At 70.7% G+C, this 14,800-nt stretch carries 10 protein-coding genes; 2 read left to right on the forward strand and 8 right to left on the reverse strand.

What is annotated here, in order from left to right; all coding sequences use genetic code 11:
* Positions 1-98: 98 nt before the first annotated feature.
* Complete coding sequence (locus M2271_RS29315) at positions 99-1,136, forward strand: glycosyltransferase family 2 protein (RefSeq protein ID WP_280890376.1); 1,038 nt, start codon at positions 99-101, stop codon at positions 1,134-1,136.
* A 62-nt stretch (positions 1,137-1,198) separates the two neighbouring features.
* Here the strand turns inward: M2271_RS29315 and M2271_RS29320 are convergent, their stop codons facing one another.
* From M2271_RS29320 to M2271_RS29340, 5 genes are all read right to left on the reverse strand, one after another.
* Complete coding sequence (locus M2271_RS29320; protein ID WP_280890377.1) at positions 1,199-2,899, reverse strand: LCP family protein; 1,701 nt, start codon at positions 2,897-2,899, stop codon at positions 1,199-1,201.
* A gap of 187 nt (positions 2,900-3,086) precedes the next feature.
* Positions 3,087-4,616, reverse strand: a complete 1,530-nt coding sequence (locus M2271_RS29325; protein ID WP_280890407.1) for an LCP family protein — start codon at positions 4,614-4,616, stop codon at positions 3,087-3,089.
* Positions 4,617-4,933: 317 nt separating this feature from the next.
* On the reverse strand, positions 4,934-6,706 hold the full coding sequence (locus M2271_RS29330; RefSeq protein ID WP_280890378.1) for an LCP family protein: 1,773 nt from the start codon (positions 6,704-6,706) through the stop codon (positions 4,934-4,936).
* A gap of 231 nt (positions 6,707-6,937) precedes the next feature.
* Entirely contained in the window at positions 6,938-8,242 is a 1,305-nt protein-coding gene (locus M2271_RS29335; protein ID WP_280890379.1) for an LCP family protein, read from the reverse strand.
* A gap of 364 nt (positions 8,243-8,606) precedes the next feature.
* Positions 8,607-9,362, reverse strand: a complete 756-nt coding sequence (locus M2271_RS29340; RefSeq protein WP_280890380.1) for a TIGR03089 family protein — start codon at positions 9,360-9,362, stop codon at positions 8,607-8,609.
* Positions 9,363-10,128: 766 nt separating this feature from the next.
* Here M2271_RS29340 and M2271_RS29350 point away from each other — a divergent pair.
* Positions 10,129-11,211 carry an NDP-sugar synthase gene (locus M2271_RS29350; RefSeq protein ID WP_280890381.1) on the forward strand — a complete coding sequence of 361 codons (1,083 nt, stop codon included), beginning with the start codon at positions 10,129-10,131 and terminating at the stop codon, positions 11,209-11,211.
* Between the two features lie 84 nt (positions 11,212-11,295).
* Here the strand turns inward: M2271_RS29350 and M2271_RS29355 are convergent, their stop codons facing one another.
* The 3 genes from M2271_RS29355 to cofD form a co-directional block, all read right to left on the reverse strand.
* Positions 11,296-12,264 (reverse strand): DNA-3-methyladenine glycosylase 2 family protein, encoded by a 969-nt coding sequence (locus M2271_RS29355; RefSeq protein ID WP_280890382.1) that lies wholly within the window; start codon positions 12,262-12,264, stop codon positions 11,296-11,298.
* A gap of 233 nt (positions 12,265-12,497) precedes the next feature.
* Entirely contained in the window at positions 12,498-13,817 is a 1,320-nt protein-coding gene (locus M2271_RS29360; RefSeq protein ID WP_280890383.1) for a coenzyme F420-0:L-glutamate ligase, read from the reverse strand.
* Positions 13,814-14,773 carry a 2-phospho-L-lactate transferase gene (gene cofD, locus M2271_RS29365; RefSeq protein ID WP_280890384.1) on the reverse strand — a complete coding sequence of 320 codons (960 nt, stop codon included), beginning with the start codon at positions 14,771-14,773 and terminating at the stop codon, positions 13,814-13,816. Before cofD ends, M2271_RS29360 begins: the two co-directional genes overlap by 4 nt.
* Positions 14,774-14,800: the final 27 nt, after the last annotated feature.

Consider the following 14,800-nt stretch of genomic DNA (forward strand, 5'->3'; position numbering starts at 1 on the left):
GGGATCGTGAGCACCGTAGGCCCATACGATCTGCGACCCCGGGCACCAGCCGGGCGGCGCGCAACGGTGTCCCCCGTTCGCGGTAACGTGATCCCCCTATGAACGCCAATCCCGACGTGCAGCTCCCCGCCGTATCTGTGATCATGCCCGTCCTCGACGAGGAGCGGCATCTGCGCGGAGCCGTCCAAGCGATCCTCGCGCAGGAGTACGCCGGCGAGATGGAGGTCGTGATCGCCCTCGGTCCGTCCACGGACCGCACGGACGAGATCGCCGCCGAGCTCGTACGGGAAGACCCGCGCGTCCACACCGTCCCGAACCCCACGGGCCGTACGCCCGCCGCGCTGAACGCCGCGATCAAGGCATCCCGCCATCCGATCGTCGTCCGTGTCGACGGCCACGGCATCCTCTCGCCGAACTACATCGCGACCGCCGTACGGCTCCTGGCGGAGACCGGCGCGCAGAACGTCGGCGGCATCATGCACGCCGAGGGCGAGAACGACTGGGAGCAGGCGGTCGCCGCCGCCATGACCTCGAAGATCGGGGTCGGCAACGCGGTCTTCCACACCGGGGGCGCCGCCGGGCAGGCGGAGACCGTCTACCTCGGCGTGTTCCGGCGCGAGGCGCTGGAGCAACAGGGCGGCTACAACGAGGAGTTCATCCGCGCCCAGGACTGGGAGCTCAACTTCCGGATCCGTGAGGCAGGCGGCCTGATCTGGTTCTCGCCGGAGCTGAGGGTGTCGTACCGGCCGCGGCCGAGCGTGCGCGCCCTCGCCAAGCAGTACAAGGACTACGGCCGCTGGCGGCACGTCGTCGCCCGCTACCACGAGGGCTCCATCAACCTGCGCTACCTCGCTCCGCCGACCGCGGTGTGCGCGATCGCGGCCGGGATCGTGGTCGGCGCGGCGCTCACCCCGTGGGGCTTCGTGATCCCCGGCGGCTATCTCGCGGCGATCGTCCTCGGGTCCCTTCCCGCGGGCAAGGGGCTGCCGCTGAAGGCCCGGCTGCAGATCCCCGTGGCCCTCGCCACCATGCACATGTCCTGGGGCTGGGGCTTCCTGACCAGCCCGAAGTCGCTGGCGAGGAAGGTCATCGCCTCACGGCGCCCGGCGGTCCACGCGGACGCCACCGCCGGCTGACGAGAAGCCACGAGAGCCGGGGGCGACCTCACACCACGGCCGCCCCCGCCCCGCTCACCGGCTCAGCTCGCGCACTGCACCTTGTCCGCCGTGGACTTGTCCACGTCCGGCGCCTTCACCGAAGCGGCGTCGAGCTTGATGCCCGCGCCCTTGAAGTCCTCGCCGAGGACCAGGGTCATCGTGGGCAGTCCCTGGGCGTTGGGCACGCTTTTGCCCGGCTTCATCGCGGCCCCGGACAGGCCCATGACGGCGGCCAACCGGCGTGCCTGGTCGGCCTGGTCGGGCGCGTACTCAAGGGTCGTCCTCGCCTGCGTGGCGTCGGCGTTGCCCGCGTTCTCGGACTTGCTCACGCCCGCCTCGGTCTGCAGCCACGCGAGTTGTTGGCCCGCGCTGCCCGGCGCGGCGCCGCCGTTGAAGACGCGCACCCGCACCTCGGAGGCGTCCGCCCGGGTGCCCTTGAGACGGGCGGCCACCGCGGCCTTCTCCTTCGCCTGCTGCTGCTTGACCTCGGTGAAGGACACATCGTTCTTGATCATCTGGAAGACCTGCGGTGCCGTCGCCTCGTTGACGACGACCGTCGCCCGGACCCTCTCGGCGGGGTTGTCCCGCACCGGGATCGTGGTGAAGCTGATGTTCTTCGGCGGGACCTGCTTGAGCTCCAGCGCGATGTCCTTCAGGCTGCCGACATTCCCTATGGCGGAGTCCACGGTCAGCGCGTTGGTCGCGGCCTCGGCCAGTTTCAGCAGCTTGGCCGGGCTGGTGAGGGTGTCGCCGGAGGACATCTTGCGCATCAGCGAGCCCAGGAACTGCTGCTGCACCTTGATCCGGTCCAGGTCGCCCTGGTTGCCGAAGCTGTGCCGGGTGCGCAGGAAGGCGAGGGCCTTCTCGCCCTCGACCGTGGACTCGCCCGCCGGCAGGACGAGCTTCGACTCCTTGTCGTCGACCGCCTTCGTCACGCACACGTCGACTCCGTCGACGGCCGTGGTCAGTGTCTTGACGGCGTTGAAGTCGGCCATCATGAAGTGGTCCACCGGGATACCGGTGTTCTCCGTCACCGTCCGCATGGTGCAGCCCGGGTCCCGGCCGTCCTCGCCGAGGCTTCTGTTGAACCGGACGCCCTGCTGCCCAGTGACGGTCGTCTCGGTGCCGTCGTCCTTTTTCGTCGGACAGTCCGGGATGTCCACGATCAGGTCGCGCGGGATGCTCAGCGCGGTCGCGTTCGAGCGGTCCTTGGCCACGTGCAAGAGGATCGTGGTGTCGGCGTGGCCGACACTGCCGGCATCGCCGTAGCCCTCGTTGCCCTCGCCGGTGCGCTTGTCGGTGCCGATGACGAGGATGTTGAAGGCCTCGTCCTTCTTGAAGCTGCCGGCGCCCGCGTCACCGACGTCGGTCGTCTTGACGTTGCCCTCCAGATGCTGGAGGTAGAAGTAGCCGGCGCCCGCGGCGGTGACCATGACGAACGCCATCGTGCCGCCGGTCCACAGCAGGACCTTCTTCGCCTTCGACTGCTTCGGGACCGGCCGACGTCCGCGCCGCCCCGGCAGCGGCTCCGCGGGCCCGCCGGGCCGTCTGCGCGGGGACGGGACGTCACGCCCGGGCGCCGCCGTACGCCGGCCGGCCGCGCCCGCTGCCCGCGACTTGGGCACCGCCGACTGCGGTGCGGAAGGGCTCAGTCGCAGTTCGTACTCGCCGGTCTTCGGGTTTAACACCCACTGGTCTGCGGGGTCGATGTTCTCCGACCGCCCACGGCCTTGCGTGTCCACCGTTGTCGGAATCCTCCGTCTGGGCCAGATCTCGTGGCCGGGGATCACCCTGGACCGCTCACATTATCCGCACACTTCGGCGGCGAGTGAGCTTTCCTGAGGATCGAGAGGCGGCTGAAGGGAGTTGAGAGGCGGCTGAAAGGAGTTGAAGGGCGGCCGAAGAGGGTCGAGGGGCGGCCGAGACCGGCTACCAGCGGTACGGCTGGTACACATCCATGCACTTGTCGGTGTCCGCCCCGTTGATGGCGTCGGAGTTGCCGGGCAGGTCCCCGGCCTTGGGCGCCGACCGCTTCGGATACGTCGTGCCCGTACGCCAGTCGGCGCCGACGACGACCGTGACGCCGGACACGTCCGTCGACTTCTTCACCGAACTCTCAGGAATCCCGAGGGACTCGGCGACCGCCTGGGCGTCGCTCTCCAGTTCGGCACTCGGATAGCGCACGACGGTCCGCTCCTCGGACGTTGTCGCCGAGGAGTCCGGGGCCGCCTTGGTGAAGCCCTCGCCGACGAGCGCCTGGGCGAGGGCGCGCGCGCGTCCGGAGACGGGGCCGAGCGTGGAGGTGCGGGTGGCGTTCTGCACCAGGACACCGATCCGGTCCTTCGCCGCGGCGGATTCCTCGGTCTTTCCGTCGGTTTTTCCGTCGGTTTTCCCGTCGGTCTTTCCGTCGCCCTTCCCGGTGCCCGCGGTCTGCGTCGCCTCCGACGCCGAGCCCTTGTCGTCGAAGGGCACGTCGTCGCGGATCATCTCCCACATCTTCTCGGCGTCCGCACCGGCGGGCACCAGATGGTCGGAGTTCTGGGGGTCCGGCACCGTCGGCATCGTCGTCATGGTGATGCGGTCCGTGGGCACCGTCTTGAGCTGCATACCGAGGTCGTACAGCTTCTTCACCGTGCCGATCTCCTCGGAGACGGTCAGGGACTTGGTGGCCGCCTCGGCCAGGTTCATCAGACGGCCGGTGTCGGTGAAGACGTTCTGGTCCTTCAGCGTGCGGATCATCGAGTTCATGTACATGTGCTGGGCGCGCGCCCGCAGCGGGTCACTGCCCCAGGCGTGCCGGGTACGCAGCCACTGCAGCGCCTGTTCGCCCTGCACCTTCTTCGTGCCGGCCGTCATCTTCAGTCCGGAGCCGCCGGGCACGCCGGGCAGCGGGTGGTCCCACACGTTCTGGTTCACACAGACCCCGACGCCGCCGATGGCATCGGCCATGCTCACCACGCCCGCGAAGTCGATCGTCATCCAGTGGTCGATGTAGATCCCGGTGATGCTCTCCCAGGTGGTCAACGTGCAGCCGGCGCCGCCGCGGGCCAGCGTCTCGTTGATGATCTTGTTGGTCGCCGCGTACTTCTCGCCGTTTTCCGGGTTCTCGCACCTGGGGATGTCGACCCGGGTGTCGCGCGGGATGCTGATCACCGCGGCGCTCTTGCGGTCCGCCGACAGGTGGATGAGCATCTGCACGTCGGCCAGCGGCGGACTGCCGACGCTCTCCCGGTGCCCGCCGAGCTTCAGGTTCGCGGCGGAGTTACGGCTGTCGGAGCCGATCAGCAGGATGTTCACCGGCGTCTGGCCGGCGGCGTTCGGCTCGGCCCGGTGGGCCTTGGAGTCACCGCTGCTGCGCGCGCCCTTCTGGATGTTGCCGTTGAGGTGCTCGTAGTACAGGTATCCGGCGCCGGCCGTGCCCAGTATCAGCACCGCGAGTGTCGTCGCCGACCAGCGCATCATCCGGCGCTTCCGCCCGGGCCCCTGCAGGCTGCTCCGCCCGGGCTTCTGCCGGACGCTCCGCCCGTGGCCGGCCCCCGTGCGGCGTCTGCCGGAGCCGTCCCCACCGCCCGCCTCGCCGCCGGACCGTTCCCCGCGCCGATCTGCCCCGCTGCCCTCGCGGTGGCCGTCCTCCGGTCCCGCGCCGTCCTGCCCGACGTCAGGCCGGGTCCCCTCCCCGTGCACACTGCTGCGCGTCATCTCCCCTGTCTCCCCACCCTCGCACCATCGAACGGGCCTGTTGTACGTCCCCTTAGACGTACAACAGGCCCGTCAGGTCACTTGGCGCACTCGACCTTGTCAGCCGTGGACTTCTGGATCCCCTCCGGCGCCTTCGTCGGCGTGGTGAGCGATACGCCGGCGCCCTTGAAGTCCTTGCCCAGGGTCAGCGTCATCGTGGGCAGACCCTGGGAGTTGGTGACGCTCTTGCCCGGCTTCAACGCCGATCCGGACAACCCCATGATGTCCGCGAGCCGACGGGCCTGGTCGGCCTGGTCGGGAGCGTACTCAAGGGTGGTCCGGCTCAGCTCCGCGGGCGCGTTGCCGCCGTTCTCGGACTTCAGCACGCCCTCTTCGTTCTGCAGGTACCCGAGCTGCGCCTGCGCGCTGCCGGCCTGGGCGCCGCCGTTGAGGACGCGTACCCGCACCTGGGAGGCGTCCGCCTTGGTGCCCTTCAGGCGGGCGGCCACCGTGGCCGCCTCCTTCTTCTGCTGGGCCTTGACCGCGGTGAACGACACATCGTTCTTGATCATGTCGAAGACCTGAGGCGCCGACGCCGGGTTGACCACGACGGTCGCCTTGACCTTCTCCGCCGGGTTGTCGATCACCGGAACCGTGGTGAACGTCAGATTCTTGATGTCGAGCTTGCCGAGCTCCAGACCGAGGTCCTTCAACTTGTTGATGCTGTCCAGCTGGGAGTCGACGGTCAGCGCCTTCGTGCCCGCCTCCGCCAGCTTGATCATCTTGGCCGGGCTGGTCAGCGTGTCGTTGGACTTCAGCTTCCGCATCAGAGCACTCAGGAACTGCTGCTGCAGCCCGATCCGGCTCAGGTCACCGCCGAACCCGACCGCGTGCCGGGTGCGTACGAAGGCGAGCGCCGCCTCGCCCGAGATGTGCTGGGTGCCCTTCTTCAGGTCCAGATGCGAGTCCGGGTCCTTGAGGTCCTTGGCCAGACAGACGTCGACCCCGCCGACCGCCGTGGTCAGCGTCTTGACCGCGTTGAAGTCGGCGACCATGAAGTCGTCCGGGGTGATCCCGGTCAGCTCGGTCACGGTCCGCATGGTGCAGCTGGGTGTCCGGTCGTCCTGACCGAGGCTGGTGTTGAAGCGGACACCGGTGGTGCCGGAGATGACCTTGGTCGTGCCGTCCTGCTGCGTGGTCGGGCAGTCCGGGATGTCCGTGATCAGGTCACGGGGGATGCTGAGCGCGGTCGCGTTCGTCCGGTCCTTGGAGACGTGCAGCAGGATCGTGGTATCGGCGTGGCCGACGCTGCCGGCGTCGCCGTAGCCCTCGTTGCCGGAACCGGTGCGCTTGTCCGTGCCGATCAACAGGATGTTGATCGCCTTGTCCTTGTCGAAGCCGCCGGTGCTCGCGCCGTCGTCGGCGACGGAATTGATGTTGCCGTTGAGGTGCTCGATGTAGAGGTACCCGGCGCCCGCGGCGGCGACCATGACGAACGCCATCGAGCCACCGGTCCACAGCAGGACCTTCTTGGCCTTCGACTTCTTCTTCACCGGCCGGCGCCCGCGCCGGCCGGGCAACGGTTCCTCCGGCACACCACGGCGCCTGCGCGACGGCGGGACCTCGCGGCCGGGGGTCGCGGGCGGCGCCGCGGTACCTCCGCGTGCCCTGCGTGTCCCGCCTGCCCCGTCCGTCCCGCCTGCCCTGCGTGTCCCGCCTGCCCCGGCCGGGACAGGAGCGCGCGGTCTGGGGACCGCCGACTGCGGTGCGGAAGGGGTCAGTCGCAGTTCGTATTCGCCAGTGTTCGGATTGAGTACCCACTGGTCTGCGGGGTCGATATCGCCCGCCCGCCCTCGGCCTTGCGAGTCCACGGTTGTCCGTTCCTCCGTCGGGGCACGCGGCGCCTTTCCCCTCCAGAGGCGCCCGGGTCTCGGTCACACAGTGCACGACCCTCAGGACAGACCTCATGGCCGGGTGCACCGGATCGCTCACACTAACCGCCAGGTAAGGCGTGAAGCGACGGCGGTGACGCATTCCACTTCCCTACAACTGGGCAATCCACCCATTTTCTCGGACGAGGGTTCACCGCCTTGGCAATTGCTTTACTTGCAGGGGTCTTCGGCGGCCGTGTTCCCCCGGAACGTGGGTGCGGGAGAAGCGTCGCCCGCGACTCCGGCGGGGTGCTTTCCGTCGGCCTTCCCGCTCTTGTACAGGCCTCCGTAAGCGTTATCGGCCTTGTACTCGCTGTAGTCGTCACCGGTATTCTGAGCCGAATTGCCACTCTTCGTCGCCGAATGCCGCTCGGCGGCCCGCGTCACCTCGATCGGCGCGTCCGTACGCAACCGCTTGAACAACCTCTCGGCCTCGGGTTCCACGAGCTGGTCCCGATTGGCGTCATAGACGTACGACTCCCGGGGCGCCGTGAGGAATTGCACCTGTTCCGTGGGGATGTCGCGCACCCGGCGCACGAGTTCGTACAAACCACGCAAGCTCGCCAGACCGGGGTCGGTCGTGAGTGACGACGTGGCCGCGTCCAGCACGGGATAGAGCTTCACCGGATTCAGCAGGACGCCATTGCTCCGCACCTTATGGACGAGGGCGCCGAGGAAACGCTGCTGGCGGTCCATCCGGTCGGTGTCGCTGCCGTCGCCGAGGGACTTGCGCGCCCGCACATAGCCGAGGGCCTGTTCGCCGTCGAGGGTCACCCGTCCGGCCGGGAGCCGCAGTTTGGCGGCCTTGTCGCGGATGGGTTTCGCCAGGCACACCTGTACTCCGTCGACCGCGTCCACCATGTCCTTGAAGCCATGGAAGTCGACAACCACGTAATGATCGATCCGGATGTTCGTGAGCCGCTCGACGGTCCGGACCGTGCAGGCCGAACCGCCCATCTGGAAGGCGGAGTTGAACATCGCGAACATGGGTTCGGTGCGGCTGCCGTCAGGCCGTGCGCAACCGGGCACGTCCACCATCAGATCCCGGGGCAGCGACACGGCGGTGGCGCTGCGCCGCCCGGCGGCCAGGTGCAACAGGATCGTCGTGTCGGAGCGCTGGGTCCCGGAGTCGCGCCCGTAGCGCCCGTTGCCGTCCCCCGACCGCGAGTCCGACCCGATCACCAGGATGTTCTGCGCGCCCCGCACCAGCGAGGCGGGCCGCTCCCGTTCGTACCGCGCGAGCTCGGCCGCGGCCGCCCGGTCCGGCGTGATGTTGCCGTCGAGATTGGCGTAGAGGGCCCACCCGGCTCCGCCGGCCGCGAGCACGACGATCACGACGGCCACCCCCGCCCCGCGCACCCAACGCCGCCTGCGCCGCCGTCTCAGTCCGCTCCCGCTGGCCGAGGCCCCCACTCCGGGACCGAGGCCGACGTCGGCGCCGCTCCGTCCGGAGTGTGCGCCTGCGGTGTCGGTCACGTCGGATCCACCCCTCATGGCGTACGAGCGGGTCGTGCGGGCTGCTCCTACGACGATGGCGCGGATGAGGGGAAGGGGGTGGGTGGAAGTGGGCCGGACGGGGGACGGGGCGTTGGCACCGGGGATGTCGGTGCGAGGGCGGGCGGGAGGTTGTGCCGGTGCGAGGGTGGGGCCGGCGTGAGGGTTGTGCCGGCGTGAGGGTGGGGCAGGTATCAGCGCGCGGTGATCAAGGGGGGCCGGGCCGAGCGGGGCGCCTGCATCGAGGGCGCCGACGCCGGGAGTGTCGGCGTGAGCGAGCGTCGGTGTGAGGGCGGGGCCGGTATCAGCGCGAGGTGCTCACGTGCGGACCCGGCCCTGCCCACCCCTACCGCGCCGTAGCGCTGACCCGCTCGCTCTCGATCCGCTTGGCCAGTCCCTCCTCGCCCAGCTGTTCGAGGTTCCGGCACAGCACCACCGAGCCTCCGGTGGCCAAGGGCGCGTACAACCCCGCGTTCAGCCCCTCCCACGTGTCGTACGGCAGCCCCGACAGCAGCCGCGAGCCGGGCCCCGTGAGCCCCAGCCCCGGCGCCTCCGCCCGGCCCCGCTCGACGACCTCCGCCCCGCTGAACTCCCGCCCGGCCACGATCAACGCCGGCTCCTCCGGGACCACCGGAGCGAACGGCGCGAACCGGTCGCCCTGACCCGGTACTTCGACGGCGTAGTCCGCGAAGCCCGCCGGAACCTGCGGAAAGCGCCCGCCGAGCGGCCGTAGCGCCAGCGCGACCCGTTCCCCGGAACACGCCCGCGCCGCCTCCAGCGAGTCCGGCCCGCTCACCACCACGTCGGCCGCCGACGGATCCCCGCCGACATCCGCGACCACCCCCACCGACGCGCACGCCAGCAGCCATACCGCCGTCTGCCAGTGCGCGGGCAGCAGCAGCGCGACCCGGTCACCGGGCCCGGCGGCGAGATCGCCCTGGAGGAGGTTCGAGGTCTTGGCCACCCAATTGGCGAAGGTGGCCACGGACAATTCGACTCGTTCGCCCGTGGCGTCGTCGTAGAAGGTCACCAGCGGGCGTCCGGGGTCCGCGGCGAGCGCGGAACGCAGCAGGTCGGCAGGGGTGCGGTCGGTGGCGTTCACCCGCAGAAGGGTACGCGGGCCGCCCCCGCGCTTCGAGCGGCCGGGCCACCGCCCCGCCCCCGGTTCGGTGGGGCCCCGCCCGACGGTCCGTCAACTCTGCGGAAGCTGGGCGGAAGAAGTTCGTCCGCACGAAGAAGGCCAAGGTGGCCTTCGTCCACCACCCGGCCACCGGCCACCGCTGCGCGCAGGTGCCCTCCGCCAGCCGTGGTAGCTACCGCTACCACGGCGCGAGCATGGGCCGGCGCGACGTCGGCTACCACTTCCTCGTCGACGAGTGCGTGGAAGGTCGGTCCGCCCGGGGCAATCCGCGTGGAAAGACATATCCGGAGTCCGACGGTGGCAATCTCCACCAAAGGGAAAGAGCGTGCGATCGAACGTGATCTCCGGTCATCGGGGCGGCTTCTCCACGAAGCGCCCCGGCCGTCAGCGGCTCTACCGCATGCTCGGCGCCGCCCGCACGACCGCGGCCCGCGTCAGGGCCGTCGGCACCCGGATCTGGGTCCAGGGGGCTCGAACACCGTCTGGGCAGGTCGAACAGGGAACCGTGCCGGGCTTCGGGGGGTCTATCGGACTGTCCGGACTGTCCGGAGGGACCACAGGCTCCGGAGGCTTCGGAGTCTTCGGGGCTCCGGAGGGCACATTCACCGCCATCGGGGGGCAAGAGGCTGAATGCCGCACGGCCGTCGAAGGCGTCGCACAACGGTCTGCATACACTGGCCGGCCGAAAGACTGTTCGGCCGGTCCCGGCAGGAAGCGGAGACGACAGGTGACAGAAGCGATCCTCCTGGTCGGCGGCAAGGGAACCCGGCTGCGCCCCCTCACGGTGCACACGCCGAAACCCATGGTCCGCGCGGCAGGGGTCCCCTTCCTCACGCACCAACTGGCGAGAGCGAGAGCGGCGGGCGTCCACCACATAGTGCTCGCCACCTCCTACCTCGCGGAGGTCTTCGAGCCGTACTTCGGCGACGGCTCCTCGCTGGGCCTCCACATCGAGTACGTCACAGAGGAGGAGCCCCTCGGCACGGGCGGCGCGATCCGCAACGTGGCCACCCGCCTCCACTCGGGCCCCGACGACCCCGTCCTGATCTTCAACGGAGACATCCTGACCGGCCTGGACATCAGGGCGCTGGTGCGGACGCACGAGACGACCGGTGCGGATGTGTCCCTGCACCTCACCAAGGTCACGGACCCGCGGGCCTACGGCCTGGTCCCCACGGACCGGACGGGCAGGGTCCTGGCGTTCCTGGAGAAGCCGCAGACCCCCGAGGAGATCGTCACCGACCAGATCAACGCGGGGGCGTACGTCTTCCGCCGCTCGGTCATCGACACGATCCCGGCCGGCCGCCCGGTGTCGGTGGAGCGGGAGACCTTCCCCGACCTGCTGTCGGCCGGAGCCCACCTCCAGGGCATGGTCGACTCCACGTACTGGCTGGACCTCGGCACCCCGGCGGCCTTCGTCCGCGGCTCGGCGGACCTGGTCCTCGGCCGCGCCCCGTCCCCGGCGGTCCCCGGCCACTGCGGCGACCGCCTGGTCCTCCCCACGGCGAGGGTCGCTCCCGACGCCAAGCTCACCGGCGGGACGGTGGTCGGTGAGGGCGCGTTCGTCGCGGAGGGCGCGAGGGTCTTCGGCTCGACGATCCTCCCCGGCGCGGTCATCGAACCCGGGGCCGTCATCACCGACTCCCTCATCGGTACCCGCGCCCGCGTGGGGGAACGTTCCGTCCTCACCGGCACGGTCATCGGCGACGGCGCGGTCATCGGCGCCGACAACGAACTCCGGGACGGGATGCGGGTGTGGTGCGACGTGCGGATCCCGGCGGGGGCGGTGCGGTTCTCCTCGGATCAATAGGCGGTCGGTAGTAAAAGGAGGGGAGGCGGGGGGGCTGGGGGCGGAGCCTTGAGGACGGTCACGCCGACCCGGCCCCCGGGCAGGTCACCACCGCCCGATATCCCCCCGCGGCATCTTCGGCGCCCGCCGTGCCGGCACCTTCCCGCTCAACATGATCAACCGAGCCGCCCGATGCCGCTGCCCCGCATACGGCTCCAGCAACTCCAACATCACCCCGTCATCCGCGAACCGATCCCCGGCAAGCGCCCACCCCACGATCCCCGGCAGATGCAGATCGCCCACCGTCACCGCATCCGCCGCCCCATGGCTGCGCTGCACCACCTCCGCGGACGTCCATGGCCCGACCCCCGGTACCACCTCCAGCCGGGCCCGGGCCCGATCCGGAGACAACTCCACGGCCTGCTCCAGCCGCGCGGCAACCCGCACCGCCCGCAGAATCGTCGACGCCCGCTTGTTGTCGACCCCTGCCCGATGCCACTCCCACGAGGGAATCAACGCCCACGTCCGAGGTGCCGGCATCACCCACAGCCGCCCGCCCGCCGCAGGCCCCGGCGCCGGTTCCCCGAACTTCCGTACCAGCGATCGCCAAGCCCGATAGGCCTCGTCCGTCGTGACCTTCTGCTCCAGAACCGACGGAATCAACGACTCCAGCACCAGCCCGGTCCGGGTCAGCCGCAGCCCCGGCCGCCGATGCCGCGCCATCGCCACGACCCGGTGCCGAGGCGTGAACGCGGACGGATCGTCATGGGCGCCCAACATCCCCGGCAACTGCTCCAGCAGCCACTCCGCGCCCGGCCCCCACGCCTCCCCGCGCACCTCACCGCCGTATGCGGACACCCGTAGCGTCCCCGGCCCGACCGGCGTGAGACTGGCCCGCCACACGGACCCGTCCGGCAGCGCCCGGAACGTCGGATCCGCAGGCCCACGCCGCAGTGGCCCGAGCACCAACCCGAGATCGAGCGGCCCGTCCGGCACGCACGTCCGCACCCGCCCCGCGGCCACCGGCGCCCGGCGTGCGGCGGGCACGACGACCTCCCCACCGCGCACGGGCATGGGGGCCCCTCCCACGCCTTCAGGGCTGTGGGGGAGCGTGGGCCGAGGAGCGAACCGTCCAGCCACGAAAGATCCCGGAGATGTCGGAGGCGTCTGAGATGTCCTACGAGACTAGGCGCTCGTCCGCCGAGCAAGGCGAACGAGCAAGGTGGACGAGCAAGGTGGACGGGCAGGGGGGACGAGCAAGGGGCCGGACGAGCAAGGTGAACAAACGGCCGTCCCCCCGCCCCGGCTCACCGCACCTCGATGAACGCCCCCGCATCCCGCTCCGCCCGGGCCGGCGGGTCCTGTGCCGGATGCCCGACCGCCACCGCCCCCATCGGATCCCAGTCCTCCGGCAGTCCCAGCACCTCGCGCACCGCGTCCGGGCAGAACATCGTGGACGACACCCACGCCGACCCGAGCCGCTCCCCGGCCAGCGCGACCAGGAAGTTCTGCACTCCCGCTCCGGCGGCGACCACGAACATCTCCCGCTCGGCCCCGTCCCGCCGCGCGTCGCCGTACGTGTGCGACCCGTCCATGACGAGACAGGGCACGACGAGATACGGCGCGTTCCGCAGCACGTCTCCCCGCCGCACCCGCTTGGCGATGGACTTCTCCGACTTCCCGTCCCGCCGCAGATCGGCGATCCAGGCGTCCCGCATGGCGTCCAGCAGCCGGACCCGCGACTCCTCCGACTCCAGCAGCACGAACCGCCACGGCGTCGTGTGGTGCGGCGCCGGGGCCGTCACGGCCGCGGCCACGGCACGGCGTACGGCTCCGTGGTCGACCAGCTCCTGGGTGAAGGCCCGTACCGTACGCCGCTGGGTCACCGCCGCCCGCACCGCTTCCGAGGTGCCCAGCCGGAACATGTCGTCGCGCGCACCGCGCACCATGGCCCGTGCGCCCTCCCCGTGTTCCGCGCGCCCGTCGGCCACCATGTGCCCCAGCCCGCGCGCCACGGCGACGGGCAGCCCGTCGGCCTTGCCCTTCACCAGGTCGCCGGCGGCGGCCAACTCGTCCGCCGTCGCGACGACCGTCGCGCTGAGCGGATTGCCGTACGCGTCCGTGCCCCCGCGCAGATCGTCGAGCACCCGCACTCCGGCGGCGCCGATCGCCACGTCCGTGAGCCCTTCGCGCCAGGGTCGCCCGAAGGTGTCGGTGACGACCACGCCGACGTTGACGCCGAGCGTGTCCCGCAGTCCGTCCCGGATCGCCCGTGCGGACGCGTCCGGGTCCTCGGGTAGCAACAGCACCGTTCCCGAAGGGGTGTTGGAGGCGTCGACGCCGGCGGCGGCCATCACCAGCCCCTGCCGGTTCTCGACGATCCTGAGCGCCCCACGCCGCGCCACGACCCGGACGGTCTCGGCGTCGATCGCCGCCTCCCGGTCGGCCGCCTGGACCACGCGCCCCTCCGCCTTGGACACGATCTTCGAGGTGACGAGGAGGACATCCCCGTCGGCCAGCCCCGGCTCGGCGGCGGCGATCAGCTTGGCGAGGTCGTCGCCCCGCTGCACTTCGGGCAGCCCGGGCACGGCCCAGACCTGGTAACCGTTCACAGATACGCCACTCAAACCGCCCGCACCTCCTCCGCCAGCGTCAGCGCCTCCCGTGCCATCTGCGCGGACGCGTCGACATCGGTCATCATCAGCGGTACGGCCCGGCAGCGGATCCCGGCGGCCTCCACCCGCTCCACCACGCCGGCGTCCACGGTGTCGACCAGCCAGCCGTCCAGCAGCCCCGAGCCGTAGTGCTCGGCGACCGCCGCGGCCGTCGACTCCACGCCGACCGCCGCGAGTACCTTGTCGGCCATCCCGCGCACCGGCGCGTCCCCGACGATGGGGGACAGGCCCACCACCGGCACCCCGGCGTCGGCGATGGCCTCCCGGATGCCGGGCACGGCGAGGATCGTGCCGATGGACACGACCGGGTTGGAGGGCGGGAACAGCACGACGTCCGCCTCCGCGATGGCCTCCAGGACCCCGGGTGCCGGCTTCGACTGCTCCGCCCCGACCGGCACGATCGCCTGGGCCGGCACGGCGGCCCGCAGCCGCACCCAGTACTCCTGGAAGTGGATCGCCTTGCGCTCCCCGTCGACCTCGACGGCGACATGGGTCTCGACCCGGTCGTCCGTCATGGGGATCAGCCGTACGCCGGGTTTCCACCGGTCGCACAGTGCCTCGGTCACCGCGCTCAGCGAATACCCCGCACTGATCATCTGCGTCCGCACGATGTGCGTCGCGAAGTCCCGGTCGCCGAGCCCGAACCACTCGGGGCCCACCCCGTACGCCGCGAGCTCCTCCTTGAGGTGGAAGGTCTCGTCGGCCCGCCCCCAGCCCTGCTCCTCGTTGATGCCGCCGCCGAGTGTGTACATCACCGTGTCGAGGTCCGGGCAGACCTTCAGCCCGAAGAGGTGGATGTCGTCCCCGGTGTTGCCGATGACCGTGACGTCCGCGTCCGGCGCGGCCTGCTTGAGACCGCGCAGGAACCGGGCACCACCGATGCCGCCTGCCAGAACCACAATGCGCATGGGCCAAGTCTTGCAGGCGGCTACGAC

It is taken from the genome of Streptomyces sp. LBL (assembly GCF_029893585.1).
In the GTDB taxonomy this organism is placed as follows: domain Bacteria; phylum Actinomycetota; class Actinomycetes; order Streptomycetales; family Streptomycetaceae; genus Streptomyces.

What these genes read in the sequence shown, in the direction of transcription:
- M2271_RS29315 (WP_280890376.1), top strand. Translation starts at nt 99, where the DNA reads ATGAACGCCAATCCCGACGTGCAGCTCCCCGCCGTATCTGTGATCATG.
- M2271_RS29325 (WP_280890407.1), bottom strand. Translation starts at nt 4,616, where the DNA reads ATGCGCTGGTCGGCGACGACACTCGCGGTGCTGATACTGGGCACGGCC.
- M2271_RS29355 (WP_280890382.1), bottom strand. Translation starts at nt 12,264, where the DNA reads ATGCCCGTGCGCGGTGGGGAGGTCGTCGTGCCCGCCGCACGCCGGGCG.
- cofD (WP_280890384.1), bottom strand. Translation starts at nt 14,773, where the DNA reads ATGCGCATTGTGGTTCTGGCAGGCGGCATCGGTGGTGCCCGGTTCCTG.